Annotated in this window: 24 protein-coding genes; 19 read left to right on the forward strand and 5 right to left on the reverse strand. The window is 43.4% G+C overall.

Annotated elements, in window-relative coordinates; all coding sequences use genetic code 11:
- Nucleotides 1–2: 2 nt before the first annotated feature.
- From ACYVRS_RS12445 to cbpB, 7 genes are all read left to right on the forward strand, one after another.
- Complete coding sequence (locus tag ACYVRS_RS12445; RefSeq protein ID WP_054114597.1) at nucleotides 3–812, forward strand: transporter substrate-binding domain-containing protein; 810 nt, start codon at nucleotides 3–5, stop codon at nucleotides 810–812.
- A gap of 11 nt (nucleotides 813–823) precedes the next feature.
- Entirely contained in the window at nucleotides 824–1,471 is a 648-nt protein-coding gene (locus ACYVRS_RS12450) for an amino acid ABC transporter permease (RefSeq protein ID WP_313537789.1), read from the forward strand.
- Between the two features lie 17 nt (nucleotides 1,472–1,488).
- Nucleotides 1,489–2,145 carry an amino acid ABC transporter permease gene (locus tag ACYVRS_RS12455; protein WP_312497493.1) on the forward strand — a complete coding sequence of 219 codons (657 nt, stop codon included), beginning with the start codon at nucleotides 1,489–1,491 and terminating at the stop codon, nucleotides 2,143–2,145.
- Between the two features lie 179 nt (nucleotides 2,146–2,324).
- On the forward strand, nucleotides 2,325–3,140 hold the full coding sequence (racE, locus tag ACYVRS_RS12460; protein ID WP_313537787.1) for a glutamate racemase: 816 nt from the start codon (nucleotides 2,325–2,327) through the stop codon (nucleotides 3,138–3,140).
- Nucleotides 3,141–4,487, forward strand: coding sequence for a ribonuclease PH (gene rph / locus ACYVRS_RS12465; protein ID WP_313537785.1), 1,347 nt, complete (start codon nucleotides 3,141–3,143; stop codon nucleotides 4,485–4,487).
- Nucleotides 4,488–4,491: 4 nt separating this feature from the next.
- Nucleotides 4,492–5,004, forward strand: a complete 513-nt coding sequence (locus ACYVRS_RS12470; RefSeq protein ID WP_461203461.1) for a metallophosphoesterase — start codon at nucleotides 4,492–4,494, stop codon at nucleotides 5,002–5,004.
- Nucleotides 5,005–5,113: 109 nt separating this feature from the next.
- Complete coding sequence (gene cbpB / locus ACYVRS_RS12475) at nucleotides 5,114–5,617, forward strand: cyclic-di-AMP-binding protein CbpB (protein WP_313537781.1); 504 nt, start codon at nucleotides 5,114–5,116, stop codon at nucleotides 5,615–5,617.
- A 61-nt stretch (nucleotides 5,618–5,678) separates the two neighbouring features.
- Here the strand turns inward: cbpB and ACYVRS_RS12480 are convergent, their stop codons facing one another.
- On the reverse strand, nucleotides 5,679–6,596 hold the full coding sequence (locus ACYVRS_RS12480) for a mechanosensitive ion channel family protein (protein WP_313537777.1): 918 nt from the start codon (nucleotides 6,594–6,596) through the stop codon (nucleotides 5,679–5,681).
- Nucleotides 6,597–6,730: 134 nt separating this feature from the next.
- A complete protein-coding gene (fabI, locus tag ACYVRS_RS12485; protein ID WP_054114604.1) occupies nucleotides 6,731–7,486 on the reverse strand; it encodes an enoyl-ACP reductase FabI in 756 nt (251 codons plus the stop codon).
- A 204-nt stretch (nucleotides 7,487–7,690) separates the two neighbouring features.
- On the opposite strand from fabI, the gene fabZ reads away from it, so the two are divergent.
- Nucleotides 7,691–8,131, forward strand: coding sequence for a 3-hydroxyacyl-ACP dehydratase FabZ (gene fabZ / locus ACYVRS_RS12490; RefSeq protein ID WP_054114605.1), 441 nt, complete (start codon nucleotides 7,691–7,693; stop codon nucleotides 8,129–8,131).
- 72 nt (nucleotides 8,132–8,203) lie between these two features.
- Here the strand turns inward: fabZ and ACYVRS_RS12495 are convergent, their stop codons facing one another.
- A complete protein-coding gene (locus ACYVRS_RS12495; protein ID WP_461203462.1) occupies nucleotides 8,204–8,941 on the reverse strand; it encodes a peptidylprolyl isomerase in 738 nt (245 codons plus the stop codon).
- A gap of 180 nt (nucleotides 8,942–9,121) precedes the next feature.
- On the opposite strand from ACYVRS_RS12495, the gene ACYVRS_RS12500 reads away from it, so the two are divergent.
- From ACYVRS_RS12500 to ACYVRS_RS12540, 9 genes are all read left to right on the forward strand, one after another.
- Nucleotides 9,122–10,213, forward strand: coding sequence for a DUF871 domain-containing protein (locus ACYVRS_RS12500; RefSeq protein WP_461203463.1), 1,092 nt, complete (start codon nucleotides 9,122–9,124; stop codon nucleotides 10,211–10,213).
- Between the two features lie 168 nt (nucleotides 10,214–10,381).
- Nucleotides 10,382–11,320 (forward strand): alpha/beta hydrolase, encoded by a 939-nt coding sequence (locus ACYVRS_RS12505; RefSeq protein ID WP_461203464.1) that lies wholly within the window; start codon nucleotides 10,382–10,384, stop codon nucleotides 11,318–11,320.
- Nucleotides 11,321–11,553: 233 nt separating this feature from the next.
- Entirely contained in the window at nucleotides 11,554–12,867 is a 1,314-nt protein-coding gene (gene obgE, locus ACYVRS_RS12510; RefSeq protein ID WP_054114902.1) for a GTPase ObgE, read from the forward strand.
- Nucleotides 12,868–13,042: 175 nt separating this feature from the next.
- Nucleotides 13,043–13,618, forward strand: a complete 576-nt coding sequence (locus ACYVRS_RS12515) for a DUF456 domain-containing protein (protein ID WP_313537769.1) — start codon at nucleotides 13,043–13,045, stop codon at nucleotides 13,616–13,618.
- 72 nt (nucleotides 13,619–13,690) lie between these two features.
- Nucleotides 13,691–14,629 (forward strand): ribonuclease Z, encoded by a 939-nt coding sequence (gene rnz / locus ACYVRS_RS12520; RefSeq protein WP_313537767.1) that lies wholly within the window; start codon nucleotides 13,691–13,693, stop codon nucleotides 14,627–14,629.
- A 1-nt stretch (nucleotide 14,630) separates the two neighbouring features.
- Nucleotides 14,631–15,419, forward strand: a complete 789-nt coding sequence (locus tag ACYVRS_RS12525) for an SDR family NAD(P)-dependent oxidoreductase (RefSeq protein ID WP_313537765.1) — start codon at nucleotides 14,631–14,633, stop codon at nucleotides 15,417–15,419.
- Nucleotides 15,420–15,431: 12 nt separating this feature from the next.
- Complete coding sequence (locus tag ACYVRS_RS12530; protein WP_312497506.1) at nucleotides 15,432–15,866, forward strand: lipopolysaccharide assembly protein LapA domain-containing protein; 435 nt, start codon at nucleotides 15,432–15,434, stop codon at nucleotides 15,864–15,866.
- Nucleotides 15,867–16,037: 171 nt separating this feature from the next.
- The gene (recJ, locus tag ACYVRS_RS12535; protein WP_461203465.1) at nucleotides 16,038–18,338 is read left to right on the forward strand and encodes a single-stranded-DNA-specific exonuclease RecJ; all 2,301 of its coding nucleotides are present in this window, start codon (nucleotides 16,038–16,040) and stop codon (nucleotides 18,336–18,338) included.
- An 11-nt stretch (nucleotides 18,339–18,349) separates the two neighbouring features.
- The gene (locus ACYVRS_RS12540) at nucleotides 18,350–18,862 is read left to right on the forward strand and encodes an adenine phosphoribosyltransferase (protein WP_054114908.1); all 513 of its coding nucleotides are present in this window, start codon (nucleotides 18,350–18,352) and stop codon (nucleotides 18,860–18,862) included.
- A 67-nt stretch (nucleotides 18,863–18,929) separates the two neighbouring features.
- Here ACYVRS_RS12540 and ACYVRS_RS12545 read toward each other — a convergent pair whose 3' ends face one another.
- The gene (locus ACYVRS_RS12545) at nucleotides 18,930–19,139 is read right to left on the reverse strand and encodes an HMG-box domain-containing protein (RefSeq protein WP_054114909.1); all 210 of its coding nucleotides are present in this window, start codon (nucleotides 19,137–19,139) and stop codon (nucleotides 18,930–18,932) included.
- Between the two features lie 126 nt (nucleotides 19,140–19,265).
- Nucleotides 19,266–19,895: a transcriptional repressor LexA gene (gene lexA / locus ACYVRS_RS12550; protein WP_152911875.1), complete on the reverse strand. Its 630-nt coding sequence runs from the start codon at nucleotides 19,893–19,895 to the stop codon at nucleotides 19,266–19,268.
- 125 nt (nucleotides 19,896–20,020) lie between these two features.
- Between lexA and ACYVRS_RS12555 the strand changes: the two genes are divergently transcribed.
- Nucleotides 20,021–20,263 carry a DUF896 family protein gene (locus tag ACYVRS_RS12555; protein WP_054114911.1) on the forward strand — a complete coding sequence of 81 codons (243 nt, stop codon included), beginning with the start codon at nucleotides 20,021–20,023 and terminating at the stop codon, nucleotides 20,261–20,263.
- A gap of 98 nt (nucleotides 20,264–20,361) precedes the next feature.
- Complete coding sequence (tkt, locus tag ACYVRS_RS12560; RefSeq protein ID WP_461203466.1) at nucleotides 20,362–22,359, forward strand: transketolase; 1,998 nt, start codon at nucleotides 20,362–20,364, stop codon at nucleotides 22,357–22,359.
- Nucleotides 22,360–22,423 lie beyond the last annotated feature (64 nt).

Consider the following 22,423-nt stretch of genomic DNA (forward strand, 5'->3'; position numbering starts at 1 on the left):
GAATGAGGAAAAAAATGATCTCTTTGCTAGTGCTAGCCTTGAGTCTGATCACACTTTCTGCATGTGCCGGGCAAAGTGCTGCTGATAAAGACATTTTGACAAATAGTCAAGATACGAACCAAATTATCTGGGGTGTAAAAAATGATACTCGATTGTTTGGATTGATGGATATTGCCACCCGTGAAGTGCGGGGATTCGATATTGATATCGCAAGAGCCATCACGGAGAAGATCTTAGGCAGAGATGGGAACGCGATTTTTGTTGAAGTGACATCAAAAACGCGGATCCCGCTTTTGAAAAATGGGAATATCGACGCCATTATCGCGACGATGACAATCACAGAAGAACGCAAAAAACAAGTTGATTTTTCTGACGTCTATTTTGATGCCGGGCAATCCTTGTTGGTTGCAAAAGACAGTCCGATTCAAGGGGTCGAAGATTTAACAGCTGATTCTACTGTACTTGTGGTCAAAGGATCGACCTCTGCGGTCAACATTCGTGAAGCGGCACCTGAAGCCAATATTTTGGAGTTAGAGAACTATGCTGAAGCATTCACCGCTTTGCAATCTGGACAAGGGGATGCCATGACAACGGATAATGCGATTCTTTTAGGTATGGCAAGTGAAAATCCAAATTACCATTTAGTAGGTGGTACGTTTACGGAAGAACCCTATGGTATTGCCATCAATAAAGGCCAAGACAACTTCCGCGATGCGGTCAATCAGGCACTAGCAGACATGCATCAGGATGGCACGTACGATGATATTTATAACAAATGGTTCCCTGATGATGCATCAGGAAAAGTAGAATAGGAGGGAAATCAATGGTAGAGCTGTTTCAAACATATACCCCTCAATTTATTGATGGTTTTAAATATACAGTTATGGCAAGTTTGATCGCTTTGTTTTTCAGTCTGGTGATTGGTACCTTGATGGCTATTTTCCAACTGTCAGATAACCGCTTGATTAAAGGATTAGCAAAAGCGTATGTGGAGTTCTTCAGAAATATTCCTTTGTTGATTATTGTGATGTTCTTTTATGTTGTGGTGCCAATGTATTGGATGACCTTTGACGGCTTTCAAGCAGGAACGATCGGTTTAACGATCTATACGTCTGCATTTATTGCGGAGACGATCCGCTCCGGGATCCAAACGGTTCCTAAAGGGCAAATGGAAGCATCGTTATCGTCAGGTTTTACTTATAGCCAAGCGATGCGCTATATCATCTTGCCGCAAGCATTCAAAATCGTTGTGCCACCGTTAGGCAATCAATTCATCAATTTGGTGAAAAATTCATCCATTTTGGCGATGGTTGCTGGCCTAGATATCATGTATCAAGGGGACTTGATTGCCAGTGAAACATTCAACACCTTTGACACGTATATCATCGTGGGCGTGTTTTATTTGATTATTACTTTGCCATTATCCTATTTGATGGTTTATCTTGAACGCCGCTGGGCGATCCGCTCATAGAAAGGAGTGCTTGACTTATGACGTTTTTTGAAGCTTTTTCGTTGATCAATATCCGCTTTTTGCTTGATGGCTTGCGTGTGACCGTTGAAGTCTCGATTCTATCGATTTTATTTAGTTTCTTGATCGGCGGCATTGCAGGGATCATTCGCTTTAGCGGCATTCCTTTTGTGTCCAAGATCCTGGGTGTCGTGATCGATGTGATCCGTAATCTGCCACTGTTATTGATTATTTTCTTTACTTATTTTGCTTTGCCGCAAATCGGTATTCGCTTTGACATTTTTTGGTCGGCCGTAGTGGCTTTGACGATCTTTGAATCAGCCATGTTGTCAGAAATCTTTCGTGCCGGCTTGAACGCAGTACCGAAAGGACAAATGGAGGCCGGTCTTTCGACTGGTTTGACCTATATAGAAGTGCTTCGCAGCATTGTTGTGCCGCAAGCATTCAAGGCTATGCTGCCAGCAATCGTCAGCCAGCTGATTTCATTGATCAAAGATACCTCCTTGGCAGTGATCATCTCATTGCCTGAGTTGACACACCATGCTCGTATCATCTATGGTCAAAATACAAATTATGTCTTACCAATGTTCTTTGCAATGACTGTATTGTATTTCTTTGTCTGTTATGCCTTATCGCTGCTTTCTCGTTTCTTTGAGAAAAGACAGTATGATTATTGAGTGAAATCGTGACTGTGAAGTTCAACTTTGTCCGTAGGGGATGAGGTTGAACTTTTTTGTAGCAGTCTATTTTTGAGGAATGGAAAGGAAGACTTGAAATATCAACCAAAAAAGTCCAAAATGAGAGATAGGTATTTTTAGCATGCCTTAGACTTACTTTTATGCAAAGGATGACATCGATGACACACACACAACCAATTGGCTTTATTGATTCAGGGGTTGGCGGTTTGACTGTAGTCAAAGAAGCCATGAAGCAATTGCCCAATGAATCCATCCTTTATTTGGGTGATACTGCCCGTTGTCCATATGGCCCAAGACCCGCAGAGCAAGTGATTGCCTATACGTGGCAGATGACCAGATTCTTACTTGAAAAGAACATCAAAATGCTGGTTATCGCTTGCAACACCGCAACGGCGGTGGCCCTCGAAGAAATCAAAGAGGCCTTGTCGATTCCCGTGATTGGGGTGATCTTGCCCGGCAGCCGCGCGGCTGTCAAAGCAACCAGCAATCATCGAATTGGCGTGATCGGTACCGCTGGTACGATCAAAAGCAATTCATATGAACGCGCTCTTAAAGCAAAATCGCCGCAAACCACAGTGATCAGTTTGGCTTGTCCAAAATTTGTGCCGATCGTTGAAAGTAACCAGTACCACAGTTCAGTCGCCAAAAAAATCGTGGCAGAAACGCTGCGGCCATTGAAAAACAAAAAATTGGATACCGTGATATTAGGCTGTACCCATTATCCGCTTTTGAAACAAATGATCCAAAATGAATTAGGCAGCACGATCCGTTTGATCGATTCGGGTGCAGAAACCGTTGGCGAGGTCAGCACCTTGCTGGATTATTTCGATATTGCCCAACAATCAGACCCATATACCACACCAACACACGAATTTTATACCACGGGTTCGCCCAAAATCTTTGATGAAATCGCGAACGACTGGTTAGATCTATCGAAAATCTCATCAAACCATATCGACTTAGGAGGAAATTAGATGCGTCATGATGGCAGAAGTCAAACAACGATTCGCCCTGTAAAGATCCAAACCAATGTCTATAAACACCCGGAAGGTTCTGTGGTCATTTCATTTGGTGACACCACAGTGATTTGTTCCGCCACAGTGGAAGACCGTGTGCCGCCCTTTTTGCGGGACACCGGCAAGGGCTGGGTCACAGCTGAGTACAGCATGCTGCCCCGCGCGACCAATACCCGTAATCGCCGTGAAAGTGCCAAAGGAAAATTAAGCGGCCGAACGATGGAGATTCAACGCCTGATTGCCCGTTCACTAAGAGCGGTCGTTGATTTAGAACAACTAGGCGAACACAGCATCGTGGTGGATTGCGATGTCGTTCAAGCCGATGGCGGGACGAGAACAGCCAGTATCACAGGCGCCTTCGTCGCCTTGAGGCTGGCTGTTGACAAATTGTTGCAAGAAAAAAAATTAACGACTGATCCCATCAAAGAACATTTGGCTGCAATCAGTGTGGGTATCTTGCCTGATGGCACCTGTGTCACAGACCTAGATTACTTGGAAGATTCATCTGCTGCGGTAGATATGAACTTAGTGATGACAGAATCTGGTCGGTTTGTTGAATTACAAGGAACGGGTGAGGAAGCCACATTTGATGGCCAAGAATTGAATGAAATGCTGGTTTATGGAAAAACAGCAATCGAAGAATTGATCGCTTATCAAAAAGAAGCCTTGTTCATCCCGGAAAAACCATTGTATGATATCCCAGAAAAAGCCATTGTCATTGCCACTGGTAATCCTGGCAAAGCCAAAGAATTCAAAGCTGTTTTTGGGGCTGCAGGGTATGAGGTCAAAACATTAAATGATTATCCAGAATTGCCGGATGTTGAAGAAACGGGTAAAACCTTTGAGGAAAATGCACGATTAAAAGCGGAAACGATTGCCAAATTATTGGGTCGACCTGTTTTAGCCGATGATTCCGGACTTAAGGTAGATGCCTTAGGCGGCCGACCAGGCGTCTATTCCGCACGGTATGCCGGCGAGCAAAAAAGTGATGCGGCGAATAATGCCAAGCTTTTGTATGAATTAACAGACATCTCAGATGAACAGCGAACTGCCCAGTTCCATTGCACGCTGGTTTTTGCAGCACCGAACAAAGACAGTTTAGTTGTCGAAGCCGATTGGCCAGGGAAAATCGGCCGGATCCCAAGAGGCGAGAATGGGTTTGGTTATGATCCACTATTTGTACCAGATGGTTTTGAAAAAACGGCCGCTGAACTAAGCCAAGCCGAAAAAAACAGTATGAGTCATCGGGGGCTGGCTATCCAAGCCTTGCAAAACGAATGGCAATCATGGTTGGAAGGAGAATAAAGAGATGAAATATTTGGTTGTAAGCGACAACCATGGGGATCGCCAAATTCTGGTGGATCTTCTTGACGCGTATAAAGACCAAGTCGACTTGTTTCTGCATTGCGGGGATTCTGAATTGCCCGATTCGGATCCTTTATGGGATACGTACCAAGTCGTCTGCGGCAATTGCGATTACGGTGCCCAATACCCAAATCAACGCACTGTTGAAACCGCGGTTGATCGGATTTATATGACCCATGGTCATTTGGCTGACGTGCGGTTTGGTATCACGAAACTGGGCTTGCAAGCGCAACAAGCCGATGCAGCGATCGTGTTGTTTGGACACACCCATCAAATTGCCTGTGAAAAGGTCGGTGGCCGGCTTTTCTTGAATCCAGGCAGCATTTCACAGCCGCGAGGACCGATCAATGTCAAAAGCTTCGGGATCATTGAGAGCACAGCAGAAGCGTGGCATGTGGACTATTATGACCGTCAATTCAAAGCCCAAGAAGACTTGCACTTTGTCTTTCCCCGTTGAGAAAACGGCATCAAAAAGTAAAAATTTCATTATAATTTTGCGGCTATCACCCTTATTTTCTCATTTTCAGTTAAAATAAAAAGGTAGTCGTGAAATGGAGGCAGTTAGATTGATAGGACCAACCGTAGAAAAAATTTTACTCGAAAATCAAGAGAATTTTTTGGTACCAGCCGAAAATGTAGCATCTGTTTTTTATAATCATCCATTGAGCCATGCGTTACTTGTATTATCTAAAGTAGGGTACTCAAAGATTCCTGTGTTGGACAGTGAAGATCATTTGGTCGGCTTGATCAGTCTATCAAATATCGTCGAAAAAATGATGGATCTTACTGGATTCAGCATGGAAAATATTGAAGGATTGACAGTTGCAGATGTAATGGAAGTCAATGTGGCCTGTATCCAGGCAGATGGCGATCTAGAGGACATGCTGCATCATCTAGTCGATCAGGCATTTTTACCGATCGTTGATGAGGACAAGGTGTTTGTCGGCATTATGACCCGCAAAGAAATATTGAAATCAGTCAACCATCTCGCCCATGAATTGGAACGGCGTTATTTATTGATCTCAAAAGAAGAAACCTCGAACCCCACTGAAACATTACATGTGGTCTAAAGGAAATCTAGAACAAAACACCCTCAACTGGCAGCTTTGGCTCACAGGTGAGGGTGTTTTGCTATATACCAACGATTGGGGCATTAGGGATCGTATAACCTTTAGCGGTTAATGCATCGATCGATGCGGCTAAAAACTCTTCTTTTAATTTCCATTGTGTACCGTTGGAAACATACATCGTTGAACGAATGGCAAAGTTGTTATTGCCAAGGTCAACCAACCCAAAGACAGATGGGGCCGTTTGGATCTCTGTTTCATGCTGTGCCGCGATTGTTTGATTGACTTCCTCAATGATTCCGCGAATATCCTCCAACCCTTCAGAAGGCAAGATTCGGACATCGACAACGACTTGCATATTGGCTCTAGACGTATTGCTGATCGTTGTGATATTGCGGTTGGGAATGTAATGGACCGTCCCATCAACTGATTTCAGTTGAACCGTTCGGATACCGACATTTGTGACTGTGCCTTCTAAGGTCAAGTTGGTCAGACGTACATAATCACCGACATTGATTTGTTGTTCGGTAATGATAAAAAAGCCAGTGATCAAGTCATTCATAAATCCTTGTGCACCTAAACCAAGTGCGACACCGACGATTCCGGCACCAGCAAGCAATGAGCCAACCGGGACACCTATGGTAGAAAGGAGGGCGTAAACAAAGAAAAAACCCAATGAATAATGGACAGTGTTGCGGATCAATGTATGGATCGTATTGATCCGGCTCGCATTAAAAGTCGCTTTCTTTTCGTATGACCGATAGATGCGATCGATGATCAGATTGCTGACTTTTAACAAAATGCCGAATAATATCAACAGGAAGAAAAGCATCAATGCTTTCTGGATCACTAGACCCACGATTTCTTCCCAATTGATCGATTGCCACCATTTTTGGATCGCGTTTAATTGTGCAGCAGCTGGCTCGGTAATGCTTGACCCAGAGGAGTCCGTGGTGGATGCTGCTAGTATAAATAGATTCATGATTTACCTCCAAAACGTAGTACTTTTATTTTAACGAAGAAAGCCAGCAATTGCAAAAATACTTATTTATGATAAGGGCTTTCATGCAAAAAAAGACTGCCTTAGGTTCAGACAGTCTACGAAGATGGTCAAACTTATGATAAATGTACCCCTTTATCCACGAAAATGACTTCGCCGATGATCCCGCTAGACAATGGGCTGATCAAGAAGGCGCACGTATTGCCGACTTCTTCAATCGTTACACCGACATGATCTGGTGTGCGGTCTTCAGATAATTGGATCAGTTTTTGGTAGTCTTTGACACCTGTGACTGCAAGGGTCTTGATGGCACCTGCAGAAATAGCATTGACACGGATTTTTTGCGGAGATAATTCAGCCGCTAAGTAGCGTACGCTGGATTCCAATGCCGCTTTGGCGATGCCCATCATATTGTAGTTCGGTACAGCACGTTCAGCACCTAAGTAAGATAGGGTCACAATACCAGCATTTTCAGATAAGATTGGTTTGGCATATTTGGTGACCGCAATCAATGAATAGCTGCTGATATCTTGTGCCAGTGCATAGCCATCGCGAGAGATATTCAAAATATCTCCAGATAGATCTTCTTTGTTGGCATACGCTACGGCATGCACCACGCCATCGATTTGCCCAGTATATGCTTTGATCGTTTCAAAAGCAGCCGCAATACTGTCGTCATTGGCGACATCACATTCTACCGTGAATTCGCCTTCTTCCAGCAAACGCTCCAATGGTTTTTTCATCCGATCATTTTGGTAAGTATAAATGACTTCGGCACCTTGTTGTTTCAATGCTTGCGCACAGCCCCACGCAATACTGCGCTTATTGGCAACGCCCATAACGACGATTTTCTTTCCAGTTAAAAAACTCATAATTCCACTCCTTAATAAAATAAACAATCAATAAGTATAATAACGAAGAGAGCAAAGCTCGCTCTTGATTCCTAATTATTATGCATAATTGTTTGATTGTCAAACTATTTTTTTCTCTATAAAAATTTAGTTGCCATTTTAGCGGAACTATGATACTTTGATAATCAAACTATAAACTATTTTTTTAAGCAAGGAAGGGAAACCATGAAGAAACTATTGACTGAAACAGAAGTCATGGATTTGATTCCAAATCGATACCCAATTATTTATATTGATTATGTTGATGAAATCGAGTCTGGCAAAAAAATTGTTGCAACGAAGAATGTCACGATCAATGAGGATTTTTTCCAAGGTCATTTCCCTGGCAACCCAGTGATGCCCGGTGCGTTGATATTAGAAACACTAGCACAAGCTGGTTCGATCCTTATTTTGAAATCTGAAGAGTTTCAAGGACGTACGGCCTATATCGGCGGTATCAATAAAGCGAAATTCCGCCAAAAAGTTGTGCCTGGAGACACGATGAAATTGGTCTTCGAAATCAAAAAGATCAAAGGCTCTGTTGGGACTGCAGATGCTGTAGCAACAGTAGAGGACAAAAAAGTCGCTGAATGCGAGTTTACATTCATCGTTGGCGATCAAAAATAAAAGAAAGCCAGCACATGTCTCAGTAGGAGATCTGTGCTGGCATTTTTTATTTCGCTTTCTTATTTTGCTTTCTTATTCTGCCTCTTGGATGATATTGATTTTTTCGATTTTCACCGGATCAACTGGTGTGGAGTTTTCACCACTAGCTGAAGCCGTTGTTTCAGCTTTAGCGATTTTTTCTACGACATCCATGCCCTCAATCACTTGACCAAAAACCGTGTAGTTAAAGTCTAAGCTCGGGGTACCGCCATTCTTGTAGGCATCGATGATTTTTTGCGGATAGTGTTGGATCGCTAAACCATCCGACACATCTTGATCGTTTTGAACGATATAAAATTGACTGCCTTGGCTGTTGGGCAAGCTTGATTTCGCCATCGCCAACGCACCACGGATATGATACAGCTGATTGGAGATCTCTTCGCCAAATCCTTCGCCCCAAATACTTTCTCCGCCAGTACCGTCGCCTTTTGGATCACCGCCTTGAATCATGAACTCTTCAATGACACGATGGAAGGTAACGCCATCGTAATAGCCATCTTTGGCATGGGTCATAAAATTCTCAACGGCTTTTGGTGCCAATTCAGGGAATAATTTGATGGTGATCGTGCCTTCGCCAGTTACCATTTCGACCACATCTTCGTTTTCTTGAATCTCTGTTTCCAACTGAGGCAATGTTAAGGCGTTCAAATCAACAGCTTCAGATGAAGAGGTGCTTTCTGCTGTTTCAGAACTTGTTGTCGTGCTGTTGCTGCAAGCTGCAAGCAACAATAGACTTGCGGCTGCTGTCAGGGTATAGAACCATTTTTTCATTCTTTCAATCCTTCCTTCGTCAATAGCCTTATGATAACAAAAAAGTGTGTTAGATGAAAGCGCAGATTTCATAGCGTTCGTCGATTTCCCGTCAAAGGTGTAGACCACTTTTCGAATGTTTGGTACAATGTAAGAGGATACATAGTATCTAACGGATAGAAAATTATAGGAGGTTTTTTGATGGGAAAATTAGGTATTTCGATTTATCCAGAACGATCAACATTTGAAAAGGACAAAGCGTATTTAGATTTGGCGCATCAATATGGATTCAAACGCGTGTTTACAAGTTTATTGCAGATCAATGATGACAAAGAAAAAGTCTTGGCAGATTTTAAACAAGTCGTGGATTATGCCAACCAATTAGGCATGGAAGTGATGGTGGATATCAATCCAGGTCTATTTGAACAATTGGGTATCTCTTACGATGATTTATCCTTCTTTGATGAAATGGGCGCTTATGGTGTGCGTTTAGACATCGGATTTACTGGTGCCGAAGAAGCCAAAATGACCCGTAATCCATATGGCATCAAAATAGAGATCAATATGAGCTCTGGTACTGGCTATGTCGACAACATCATGAGTTATTCACCGAATACTGACAATCTTTTGGGCTCACATAATTTTTATCCGCATCGTTATTCTGGCTTGGGTTATGATCACTTTGTTTTTTGCTCAGAAAAATTCCGTAAGTATAACTTAAATACAATGGCCTTCGTCAATTCTCATGCCGCTGATTTTGGCCCATGGCCAACACAAGATGGCCTATGCTCGTTAGAAGATCATCGCGATCTGCCGATTGCAACACAAGTCAAGCATTTGGTGCTGACTGGTTTGATCGATGATATCTCTGTCGGTAATGCCTATGCTTCTGAAGCTGAATTGGCAGCAATGGCGGAAGCCTTCAACGCTGACTATCCAACCTTGCGCATCGATGTCACAGAAGGAATCACGGAAAACGAACGGATATGTCTGTTTGACAACTTGCATAGTTACCGTGGCGATCGCTCTGAATATATTTTGCGTTCAACCATGACCCGTGTCTATTATAAAGACAAAGAATTCCCAGCCCATGATACCAATGACATGGTTCGCGGGGATGTTTTGATCGACAATGTAGGCTACGGACAATACAAAGGCGAAACGCAAATTGCTTTGAAAGAAATGAAGAACGACGGTCGTGTCAATGTCGTCGGCAAAATCACAGAGGAAGAATTATTCTTGCTTGATTTCTTGAAACCTTGGTCTAGCTTCAAGTTGACTGAGAACAAATAAATGATTGAATGACTGCAGCATACCTAAGTGCATTAGGTATGCTTTTTTTTTGTGAGTTGACAAAAGTCTGAAAAAGACGGTATTTTATGAAAGGACCTTTTTTCGAAAAACAGTGATTTGGTACCGATAATATAATTATGTAAACAAGTTGATAAGGACGTGAAACATGTGAAGTGGTTTTGGAGAATCGGTGTTGGTGTTGTTCTTTTGGCGGTGATCGGGTTAGGATTTGCCGGCAATTATTTTTATAACTACGCGGTCGTGCCATCAGAAAAAGATTTTTTGGCAGGCGGTACGCCAGGGACCGACGAAGCGCAAAGCAAAGATAGCAACGAAGCGTGGTTCAAAGATTCAAACAATCGTCAGATGCTTACGATGACGAGTCAAGATGGCTTGCGCTTGTCTGCCATCTATTTGCCAGCTGAAACAGCTGCAGGGAAAACGGCCATTATTGCGCATGGCTATATGGGGAATGCCGAAACAATGGCAGATTATGCCAAAATCTATCATGACCTAGGCTACAATGTATTGGCTCCGGATGCCCGTGGACACGGAGAGAGTCAAGGGGACTATATCGGTTTTGGCTGGCCTGAACGCAAGGACTACCTGCAATGGATTAATCAAATCATTGATATGAATGGATCGCAAGAAACGATTACGTTGTATGGCATCAGTATGGGGGCTGCGACGGTCATGATGACCAGTGGGGAAGAACTGCCGGAAAATGTGACCTCGATCATTGAAGACTGCGGCTACACCTCAGTCAATGCAGAGCTGGGGTATCAGTTGGATCAATTGTTTGATCTGCCGGCTTTTCCATTGATGAACGTAACCAGTTTGGTGACCAAATTACGTGCCGGCTATTGGTTCGGCGAAGCCGATGCAGTCAAACAGCTGACAAAAAATACCCGTCCAATCTTCTTCATTCATGGCGACGCCGACACCTTTGTCCCATATGAAATGCTTGATACCTTGTACAATGCGACAACTGCGTCGAAAGAAAAGTGGATCGTGGCAGGGGCAGAACATGCCAAAAGTTACCAAATGGACCCAGAAGCCTATAAAGAACGGATTGCTGCTTTTCTCACCACGTATGACCATCAATAAACGATCTGTTGATGAATGGCCCTCGATCTTGAGGGTCTTTTTTTGTTGGGAGCACTAAAAGCGTTTAAGAATTCGCATAAACTAGAGGAAATCAAAGGAAAAGATGGACAAAAGTCCGCTGGGTCGTTACAATAAAATAGGCTTTCTTATAAGAGAAATAGGCACCACTTTTTGTGGGATAACTGATAATCAACTAAACAGAAGGTAACAAAGAAAAGAATGGAGGACAAATCATGTCCATGTTTTTAGATCAAGTAACGATCGATGTGAAAGCGGGTAAAGGCGGCGACGGTATGGTCGCGTTCCGCAGAGAAAAATATGTACCCGATGGTGGACCTGCCGGCGGTGATGGTGGTCAAGGCGGTGATGTCGTACTGATGGTCGATGAAGGACTGCGCACGTTGATGGATTTTCGTTTTAATCGTCATTTCAAAGCAGATCCGGGTGAAAACGGAATGAGTAAAGGCATGCATGGCCGCGGTTCCGAAGATACTTACATCAAAGTCCCTCAAGGCACGACTGTCAGAGATGCAGAGACCGGCGCTTTATTGGGAGATTTGATCGAGCAAGGCCAAACGCTTGTGATCGCTAAAGGCGGTCGTGGTGGACGCGGCAATACGCGTTTTGCTTCACCAAAAAATCCAGCACCAGAATTAGCAGAAAATGGTGAACCAGGTCAAGAAAGAAAAATCGAATTAGAATTGAAAGTCTTAGCAGATGTTGGGTTGGTTGGATTTCCTTCAGTTGGGAAATCGACATTATTGTCTGTGATCTCCTCTGCACGGCCAAAAATCGGCGCCTATCATTTTACAACATTGGTGCCGAATTTAGGGATGGTCACCACATCAGATGGCCGGAGCTTTGCTGTGGCTGATCTGCCTGGACTGATCGAAGGCGCATCACAAGGTGTTGGACTAGGGACGCAATTCTTACGCCATATCGAACGGACACGAGTGATTTTGCATGTGGTCGATATGAGTGGGATGGAAGGGCGCGATCCGTATGAAGACTACTTGGCGATCAATCATGAATTGTCCACGCATAACTTGCGTTTGTTGGAAAGACCGCAAATTATTGTGGCCAACAAAATGGATATGCCGGATGCTGAAGAAAACCTAGCTTTGTTCAAAGAACAATTAGCCAAAGAACAGACGGATGAATTTGCAGAAGGGCCAATGATCTTCCCAATTTCCGGTGTCACGAGAAAAGGCATCGACAGCCTGTTGAACGCAACAGCTGATTTGATTGAAGTAACGCCAGAATTCTTGTTATACGATGAAGAAATTGAAGAAGATGTGGTACAATATGGCTTCAAATCAGATGAACCTGTCTTCCAAATCGATCGTGAACCGGATGCAACATGGGTATTAAGCGGCGATAAAATCGAGAAACTGTTCCAAATGACGAATTTTGATCACGATGAAACCGTCATGCGCTTTGCCCGTCAATTACGTGGATTAGGTGTCGATGAAGCCTTACGGGCACGAGGTGCCAAGGACGGCGATATCGTTCGCATCGGCGAATTTGAATTTGAATTTGTTGAATAGGCCTTTGTTTGAACCTGAGTTTAACAAAATAACAAGATGATCTATCACTTTAGACTGCAAAACACTCGTTTTCGATAAGAAAACAGTGAATTGCAGTCTTTTTGGTTTATTTTTTTGCCTAAATCATATACTGTTAAATAAAAGAGATCCATAAAAATGAATAGGAGTGATTTTCATGCCAAAACGTGTGATCGTAATGAATTTTGATGCCAATGCGAAGGCTTTCCAAGCTTTTTCCGAGGTCAAAAAGCTGCATGCGAGCCGAGGCATCAAAGGAGAACAGATGGCGGTCTTGACCCATACCAATACAGGTGTCCATCAATTCAAGATCGAAGATTTTCTTGATTTTACCGGCAGCAACAAAACCTCCACCGGTGGGTTGATCGGGATGTTAGTTGGCATTCTTGGCGGCCCGCTAGGTATTATGCTGGGCTGGTTTGGCGGTAGTATGATCGGTGCCAGCAGAGATGCCAAGGAGATCCAAAATGCCCAAGTATTGTTTGAACATGTTGGACAACAAATCGGCGTAGGCGATACGGGTCTGCTGCTGCTGGCGGATGAAGACGACAATCGGCCATTGAATCAATTGATCATGCAAGAATTAGGCGGCGATATTTCACGCTTTGATTATGACGAAGTCGAAACAGAAATCGAAAAAGCCAAAGAGGTTGAAGAACAAGCGCGGGTCCGTGCGCAAGAGGATTGGAAAAATTCTCATGACCAAAACGACACGCAAAATGACACGCACTGATCCATGGAACCTTCGATTGCATATTGCTCTCTTTTCCGCTAAAATTGTGGAGAGATGAAAGGAACGAAGCACATGGAATTAGAATTTTTAGGCACAGGCGCGGGTGTGCCCGCAAAACATCGGAATGTTACAAGTACAGCCCTGCGGTTGTTGGATGAACGCAACGCGGTTTGGTTGTTTGACTGTGGCGAAGGCACGCAAATGCAAATTTTGCGGTCAACGATTCGCCCACGTAAAATTGAAAAAATCTTTATTACCCACTTGCATGGTGATCATATCTATGGATTACCAGGGTTGATCAGCAGTCGTTCTTTTCAAGGTGGCGATACACCATTAGAAATCTATGGCCCAAAAGGCATCAAAGATTTCGTCTATACGATTTTGCGTATTTCACAAACAAAAGTCAGCTATCCTTTACGCTTGATCGAGATCGAGGAAGAAGGCTTGCTGTTCAAAGACCAGCAGTTCGAAGTATCTTGTCTACGACTTGATCACGGAATAGAAAGTTTTGGCTATCGCATCGTTGAAGCCAGCCATAAGGGTGAATTACAAGTTGATGCGCTTTTGGCCTTAGGATTGAAACCCGGACCGGTTTTTGGTCGTTTGAAAAAAGGTGAAGTGGTCACGCTAGAAGATGGTCGGGTGATCGATGGATCTGAGTATCTCGGACAGGATAAACAAGGCCGAATCGTGGCAATCTTAGGAGATACCCGTTTATGCCGCAATGCAGTCACCCTTGCCGAAGGCGCGGATATACTTGTGCATGAAAGCACCTTTAATAAGGCAGAGGCAAAGCTTGCCAGGGCTTATTTTCATTCTACGACATATCAAGCTGCCCAAGTCGCAGCTGATGCTGGCGTGAAAAAATTGTTATTGAACCATATCAGTGCCCGATATGTAGGCAAAGACATTACTGATTTAGCGAATGAAGCCAAAGAGAAGTTTCCCAATACCTTGATCGTAAAAGATTTCGATATTGTCGATATTCCTTTTGCTGGAGAGGACGTTTAGTATGAATTTAGAAAATAAAGTCGTGGTTGTCACTGGGGGTTCGGCAGGTTTAGGCGAACAAATTTGTTATGAAGCTGCGAAACAGGGGGCAATTGTCGTTACTTGCGCCCGCCGGATCAATTTGATCGGCAAAGTCAAAGAACAATGTATGGCATTAAGCGGTAAAGAAGCCTTCGCATTTCAATTAGATATTGCCAATCCTGAAAGCATTGATCGCCTAGTGGAACGCATCAATGAAGAAGTCGGTCCTGTAGATGTTTTGGTCAACAATGCAGGTTATGGGATCTTCCAAGAGTTTACAAAGATGGATTCAGAGATTTTTCACCAAATGTTCGAGGTCAATGTGTTAGGCATGATGGTCTTGACCCAAAAAATCGCCATTCAGATGGCTGAGCAAAAAGCTGGTCATATTATCAATGTTGCCTCGATCGCTGGAAAAATCGCGACACCAAAAACGGCTGTCTATTCTGCAACTAAATTTGCGGTGATTGGTTTTTCTAATGCCTTGCGTTTGGAGTTGAAACCAGTTGGCGTCCATGTCACAACGGTCAATCCAGGACCAATTGAAACTGCCTTTTTTGATCAAGCAGATCCAAGCGGTAATTATTTGGCGAATTTGGGCAGTATCGTGTTGGAGCCGAATAAACTAGCTCGAACGATTGTCAAAAACATGATCCATCCTAAACGAGAAATCAATCGACCGCATATTTTTGGTGCCGCAGCGAAACTATACACGTTGTTTCCTAGTGTCGGAGATTATATGGCAGGGAGTTTATTTAACAAAAAATAGGAGATGAAACAGATGAAAAATCAATGGCGGGTCATTGTTGGTATTTTATTGATTTTGGTGGTTGTGTTATTCGCAGTGGCAAATAATATGACGGTACCCATAAATTTTGGTTTTACAACTATCCAATCTCCATTGATTTTGGTCATCATTGGTTCTGCATTATTGGGAGCCTTGATTTTGTTGCTGGTATCAACAACAGCGATGTTCCGTCAAAAAAAAGAGTTGAAGGAACTACGTAAAAGTCTTACCAAATATCAAACGGAGAACGATCAAGTCCTCAAAGAACAACGGGAAAGCTTGGAACGCGAGTTTAACAACAAACAAGCGGAGTTGGCAGCAAGAGAAAAACAGCTGAGCAATCAGGAAACACCATTGTTCGAAGAGGCTGTGCAGACGCGTTCGACAGATGAAACAGATGAAATGAAATCTTTCGATTCTCAAGCTTAATCGTTGAATTTGAATAGAGGATGAAATAGCAAAACCACGACTTTCTATTGTCAAAAGGCGAAGACAGCGCATTGATCTAAACCTATTGCCAGAAAGATAAGGCGTGGTTTTTTAGCTTGTTTTCCATTTTTGTCTGAGGTTTGATATAATGAGCGTGTTAGGAGTGATTTGGTGAAACAAGCGAATTTTCTGTGGGTCCAGCCGGAAGTGACTGAGCTATCCCCAGCGTTTAAGGAAATAATACAAACAAATAATATTCCCGAACAAATTGGTCGTTTATTGTGGCAACGAAAGATTCGGTCCGCCGAAGCGTTAGCTGCTTTTTTGCGTCCTGATTTAGATAGATTACATGATCCCTTTTTGTTATATGATATGGAAAAGGCGGTAGCACGGATCCATGAAGCAATCATCAATGAAGAGCAGATCTTGATTTATGGAGACTATGATGCCGACGGGATCACGAGTGCCACTGTGTTAAAAGAAACATTGGAATTGCTTGGTGCTGAAGCCAGCACATATTTGCCAAACCGTTTCACAGATGGGTATGGGCCCAATCTAGAGGTCTATAAAGAAAAAATCGCTTCAGGTATTCAATTGATCGTGACAGTGGATAATGGTGTATCAGGACATGAGGCGATTGCTTATGCCCAACAACAAGGTGTCGACGTGATCGTTACAGACCACCATGAATTGCCGGACACGCTGCCCAACGCCTATGCGATCATTCATCCACGACACCCGCAAGGACAGTATCCATTCGGTGATTTGGCTGGTGTGGGGGTTGCCTTCAAAACTGCTTGTGCATTATTGGAAGAAGTACCATTGGAATTGCTGGACTTAGTTGCGATCGGTACGATCGCAGATATGGTTTCTTTGACCGATGAGAACCGGATCTTGGTCAGCAATGGGTTGAAAATGATCCAACAGTCCGATCGAATCGGATTGAATGAGCTGCTGTCGATCAGTGGCGTCAATAAGCAGCAAGTAACTGAAACGGATATCGGTTTTTCTGTCGGGCCTAGATTGAATGCCATCGGTCGGTTAAAAGATCCTAATCCGGCAGTGACATTGATGACGACTTTCGACCAGGAAGAAGCGAGACAACTCGCCCACGAATTAGATGTCATCAATCAACAACGCAAGTCTTTTGTTGAAGAAATCATGAAAGAAGCCCAACAAAGAATCCACCCCGAAAACGAGGTCCATCTGGTGGTGGGGGATAACTGGCATGAAGGCGTCTTAGGGATCGTGGCTGGCCGTCTGATGCAGCAAACAGGTCGTCCCGTGATTGTCTTGACCAAAAAAGACCAAGGAATCGCTAAAGGATCAGGTCGCAGTGTCGCTGCCTTGAATCTATTTGAGATGCTGTCAACGATGAAAGACCTGTTCGTCAGTTTTGGCGGTCATCATGCAGCAGTAGGTTTGACCATTCCCACGGATGATCTGGATCTGCTGCAAACAGGAATGAATCAGTATGTCCAATCTAAGGGAATCGATTTGCGTCAAGGTATTCCATTGCAAATCGATGATACACTGCCTTTGGCGGATGTGACGATCCAATTGATCGAGACATTGAAGTTATTGGCACCATTCGGACTGGGCAATCCATTGCCTAAATTCTTGATCAAAGATTTAAACACCAAAAATGCCCGCCAAATCGGATCAGACAATCAGCATTTGAAGTTGGTCATGGAAGATGCTGCATCGAATCAATTAGATGTGATCGGCTTTGGTTTCGGTGCTGAAGCACCGGAATTTGCCAATGATCATTTATCGTTGGTCGGCCAACTGACGATCAACGAATGGAATGGCAATAGAAAACCGCAATTGATGTTGGAAGACTTTGCAGTTGAAGGGTTTCAACTATTTGATTACCGCTCAAAACGCAACCGTCAAGGCGTATCTTTTGGCAAACAGACATTATGCATCTCATTCCAGAAAAAACCAGCACCTGAGGCACAACGGCTGGCGCCAATGCTGACAGTATTTGATACATTGCCAGCATTGATCGATCTGTATCATGACGGCGGGTTCCAGGAAATCGCGTTTTTGGATTGCCCGACAGAGCCGCAGATCATCAAAGAAATCGTTGATGCATTGACTGTCAACCGCATCGATTTCGTTCTGCTTTCTCCAGAAGACGCCTATGTAGATGGTGTTGGTTCCCGTGATCAATACAGTCGGTTTTTCAAGCTGATTCAGCAGCAAGCACAATTAGATGTCCGCTATAAACTGAAAAGCATTGCGGATTTCTTAAAATTACCCGAAAAATTATTAATTTTTATGATTCAGGTGTTTTCTGAGCTGGAATTTGTTACAATACAAGATGGCGTTTTGAAAAAAAATGCTGCCCCTGCAAATCATCCATTAACGGATAGTCGTATATATCAACAAAGGCAGCAAATGATCAAGACAGAAGAATTTTTATTAATGAGTGATTTATCGACCTTAAAACAATGGTTGATATCTTAGGAGGAAAAAACATGGATTTAAAAAATTATATTGCGAGTATTCCGGATTACCCTCAAGAAGGCATTATTTTCCGCGATATTTCCCCTTTGATGGCGGATGGCGAAGCATATCGTTATGCGACACAGCAAATCGTTGAATATGCGCAAGAAAAATCAATCGATATGGTGGTCGGACCAGAAGCGCGCGGCTTTATCGTCGGCTGTCCCGTTGCTTATCAATTGGGTGTCGGTTTTGCGCCAGTACGCAAAAAAGGCAAATTGCCTCGTGAAACCATCGAAGCTGAATATGAAAAAGAATATGGTGTAGATGTATTGACGCTGCATGCAGATGCCATCAAACCAGGCCAACGCGTGTTGATATGTGATGACCTATTGGCAACTGGCGGTACAATCAAAGCAACCATTGAATTGGTCGAAAAACTAGGTGGTGTCGTAGTTGGCTGTGCCTTCTTGATTGAATTGATGGATCTTCATGGCAGAGATAAAATCCAAGGTGTCGAAATCAAAACATTGATGGAATATTAAAAAAGTCGGACGTGATGTCCGACTTTTTTTATTATAATCAAGGGAGCCTTGTGATCGAAGGGAAGGGTTATGGTTCGTAGCGATAGATATCATGATCGTAGTAATGTCTATTTCGTTTGCGTTCAGCTTGTCGGAATTTCTTTTCGTCCCACAACATGAACCATAGCATCGTTAGAGGACAAAAAATCAAAACTGCACTAAGTACGCCAAAATAACCAATAATAATACCCACCAATAATATAAATAAAACAAAACCAAATCGACGAATAGCTTTCATCTTGTTCACTCCTTATATACGAACTAATGTTTGTATAACTATTATACGAATGTTTGTTCGCTTTGTAAAGAGGAAAGAAAAAAATCTTCGAAGATTCGAAGATTTCATTGATATAGCGCATATTGGTCATAAAAAATGTCGATATAATCCAACAACTTGTCCTAAAATCGTGACATCATTGAGGATGATCGGATCCATATAATCGTTCTCTGGTTGTAAACGAATATAGTTCTTTTCTTTAAAGAATCGTTTGCAAGTCGCTTCGTCTTCATCCGTCATGGCGATCACGATATCTCCGTTCTGGGCACTAGACTGCTTGCGGACGATGACTTGGTCCCCATCGAGGATGCCAGCGTTGATCATACTTTCACCACGGATCGTCAGCATGAACAAGCTGCCAGAACTATTGGCTAAATCAGGCGGGATCGGAAAAAAGTCTGATGCTTCTTCGACAGCTAAAATCGGTTCGCCGGCTGTAACGATCCCTAGCATTGGAATCGAAGCTGGTTGAACATCGATCTTTTCAAGACCGGAAGCGGTCAATTCGATCGCTCTAGGTTTCGTTGGATCTCTTAAAATCAAGCCCTTTTTTTCAAGTCGGGACAAATGACCATGAACAGTTGAAGTGGAAGATAACTGAACGGCTTCGCCAATTTCGCGAACAGTCGGCGGATAACCTTTTTCAGTGACACGTGTATGAATAAACTTAAGAATTTCGATCTGTCGATTTTCTGTTCGTTTTGCCAAAACTGACACCTTCTTTCATTTAATAACTAAAGTGTACCATAGGATTGTCAATAATTCAAACAAATGTTCGCTTTTTGTCCTATTGTTTTTATAGCGCAAGTTGTAGTAAAATCAAGGGTAAAGGAGTGACGAAGATGTTATCACCAGAGAAATTAGCGCGCATCAATGCATTGGCAAAAAAGAAAAAAAGTACAGGTCTGACAGATGCTGAAGCAAAAGAACAAAAAATCTTGCGAGAAGAGTATTTAACAGCCTTTCGCGGTGGGATGCGACACCATATCGAAGGCATGAAGATCGTTGACCCAGAAGGAACCGATGTCACGCCAGAAAAATTAAAAGAAATCCAAAAGCAAAAAGGACTTCACGGCAGGGAGTAGTGAAATCCTTTCCAATCTATTGTAATCGATAGAGAAATCACGTATAATTGAGAATAAGTAATAAAGGTAAAAAAAACCTAAATTAGGAGGAACTCTCATTGTTTGATAAAATCGATCAATTAGGCGTCAACACATTGCGTACATTAAGTATTGAAGCTGTCCAAAAAGCGAATTCAGGTCACCCAGGTCTACCGATGGGTGCAGCACCTATGTCCTATGCGCTTTGGACCAAACATTTAAAGGTCAATCCAACTACATCTAGAAACTGGGTCGATCGCGACCGTTTCGTCTTATCCGCAGGACATGGCTCCGCATTGTTATACAGCTTATTGCATGTATCCGGCTACGATGTGACCGTGGATGATCTGCAAAACTTCCGCCAGTGGAACAGCCGTACACCAGGGCACCCTGAAGTTGACCATACAGATGGTGTGGAAGCAACGACTGGACCATTAGGCCAAGGTATCGCAATGGCCGTGGGGATGGCGATGGCTGAAGCCCATTTAGCTGCAACCTATAACCGTGACGCTTATAATGTCATCGACCATTATACGTACGCACTTTGCGGCGATGGAGATTTGATGGAAGGTGTTTCCCAAGAAGCAGCGTCAATGGCGGGCCATATGAAACTAGATAAATTGATCGTTTTATATGATTCAAATGACATCTCCTTAGACGGACCAACATCAAAAGCCTTCACTGAAAATGTCGGCGCACGTTTCGAAGCTTATGGCTGGCAGCATATTTTGGTCAAAGACGGCAATGATTTGGATGCGATCTCTGCGGCGATCGAAGAAGCGAAAACTGAATCGGATAAACCGACGTTGATCGAAATCAAGACAGTTATTGGCTATGGCGCACCGAACCAAGGCACTTCAGCAGTGCATGGTGCACCGATCGGGGCGGATGGCATTACTGCAGCCAAAGCGATCTACGGCTGGGAATATCCTGAATTCACCGTACCTGAAGAAGTCGCTGCCCGTTTCAAAGAAACAATGATCGATGAAGGACAAAAAGCAGAAGCGGCTTGGAATGAGACCTTCAAGGCGTATCAAGCAGCGTATCCAGAGTTGGCAGATCAATTCACAAAAGCGTTCGCAGGCGAATTACCAAGTGACTGGGATGCAACATTGCCAAGCTATGAAGTCGGCAGTTCACAAGCCAGCCGTGTATCTAGTAAAGAAATGATCCAATCTCTATCAAAAGCGATTCCAAGTTTATGGGGCGGTTCAGCCGATCTATCTGGTTCTAACAACACAATGGTCGCAGCAGAAAAAGATTTTGAACCTGGCCAATATGAAGGCCGCAACATCTGGTTCGGTGTGCGTGAATTTGCGATGGCCGCAGCGATGAATGGAATCCAATTGCACGGTGGAACACGCATTTATGGCGGAACATTCTTTGTCTTTGTGGATTACTTGCGCCCAGCAGTCCGTTTGTCTGCGATCCAACATGCACCAGTCATCTATGTCTTGACCCATGACTCAGTAGCAGTCGGTGAAGATGGACCAACCCATGAGCCAATCGAACAATTGGCCAGTGTCCGCTGTATCCCGAATGTCCAAGTGATCCGACCAGCTGATGGCAATGAAACCCGTGCAGCTTGGAAATTGGCCATGACGACTACGGACAAACCAACTGTTTTAGTCTTGAGCCGTCAAAACTTGCCAGTCATCGAAGGAACAAAAGAACACGCTGATGAACAAGTCGCAAAAGGCGGCTATGTGATCGCAAAACAAAAAGGTGAACAACCAGAAGGAATCTTGATCGCAACAGGTTCTGAAGTCAACTTAGCTGTACAATCACAAGCAAAATTGGCAGAAGAAGGCATCGATGTTGCCGTTGTATCCTTACCAAGTTTCGATTTATTTGAAGCTCAATCGGCAGCATACAAAGAAAGCGTCTTGCCTAAAGCAGTCAAGAAACGCGTAGCGATCGAAGCAGCTTCACCATTTGGCTGGGATCGTTACTTAGGCTGTAAAGGCAAAGTGATCGCCATTGATCATTTTGGCGCCTCTGCACCTGGGGACAAAGTCTTAGCAGAATTTGGCTTTACAGTTGAGAATGTAGTCGATACATTTAAATCAATCAACTAATTTTGTTGAAATAATAAACACACACGGAAATTCAAGTTTTAATGAATTTCGGGTGTGTTTTTTT

Source organism: Enterococcus salsurae, assembly GCF_054784955.1.

Excerpts from the sequence above, each read along its gene's own strand:
- obgE (WP_054114902.1), top strand. The coding sequence starts at position 11,554 with ATGTCCATGTTTTTAGATCAAGTAACGATCGATGTGAAAGCGGGTAAA.
- rnz (WP_313537767.1), top strand. The coding sequence starts at position 13,691 with ATGGAATTAGAATTTTTAGGCACAGGCGCGGGTGTGCCCGCAAAACAT.
- ACYVRS_RS12495 (WP_461203462.1), bottom strand. The coding sequence starts at position 8,941 with ATGAAAAAATGGTTCTATACCCTGACAGCAGCCGCAAGTCTATTGTTG.
- ACYVRS_RS12450 (WP_313537789.1), top strand. The coding sequence starts at position 824 with ATGGTAGAGCTGTTTCAAACATATACCCCTCAATTTATTGATGGTTTT.
- ACYVRS_RS12470 (WP_461203461.1), top strand. The coding sequence starts at position 4,492 with ATGAAATATTTGGTTGTAAGCGACAACCATGGGGATCGCCAAATTCTG.
- ACYVRS_RS12530 (WP_312497506.1), top strand. The coding sequence starts at position 15,432 with ATGAAAAATCAATGGCGGGTCATTGTTGGTATTTTATTGATTTTGGTG.
- ACYVRS_RS12480 (WP_313537777.1), bottom strand. The coding sequence starts at position 6,596 with ATGAATCTATTTATACTAGCAGCATCCACCACGGACTCCTCTGGGTCA.
- ACYVRS_RS12515 (WP_313537769.1), top strand. The coding sequence starts at position 13,043 with ATGCCAAAACGTGTGATCGTAATGAATTTTGATGCCAATGCGAAGGCT.
- rph (WP_313537785.1), top strand. The coding sequence starts at position 3,141 with ATGCGTCATGATGGCAGAAGTCAAACAACGATTCGCCCTGTAAAGATC.
- ACYVRS_RS12525 (WP_313537765.1), top strand. The coding sequence starts at position 14,631 with ATGAATTTAGAAAATAAAGTCGTGGTTGTCACTGGGGGTTCGGCAGGT.
- fabI (WP_054114604.1), bottom strand. The coding sequence starts at position 7,486 with ATGAGTTTTTTAACTGGAAAGAAAATCGTCGTTATGGGCGTTGCCAAT.
- ACYVRS_RS12540 (WP_054114908.1), top strand. The coding sequence starts at position 18,350 with ATGGATTTAAAAAATTATATTGCGAGTATTCCGGATTACCCTCAAGAA.
- ACYVRS_RS12445 (WP_054114597.1), top strand. The coding sequence starts at position 3 with ATGAGGAAAAAAATGATCTCTTTGCTAGTGCTAGCCTTGAGTCTGATC.
- fabZ (WP_054114605.1), top strand. The coding sequence starts at position 7,691 with ATGAAGAAACTATTGACTGAAACAGAAGTCATGGATTTGATTCCAAAT.
- ACYVRS_RS12455 (WP_312497493.1), top strand. The coding sequence starts at position 1,489 with ATGACGTTTTTTGAAGCTTTTTCGTTGATCAATATCCGCTTTTTGCTT.
- ACYVRS_RS12500 (WP_461203463.1), top strand. The coding sequence starts at position 9,122 with ATGGGAAAATTAGGTATTTCGATTTATCCAGAACGATCAACATTTGAA.
- racE (WP_313537787.1), top strand. The coding sequence starts at position 2,325 with ATGACACACACACAACCAATTGGCTTTATTGATTCAGGGGTTGGCGGT.
- ACYVRS_RS12555 (WP_054114911.1), top strand. The coding sequence starts at position 20,021 with ATGTTATCACCAGAGAAATTAGCGCGCATCAATGCATTGGCAAAAAAG.
- ACYVRS_RS12545 (WP_054114909.1), bottom strand. The coding sequence starts at position 19,139 with ATGAAAGCTATTCGTCGATTTGGTTTTGTTTTATTTATATTATTGGTG.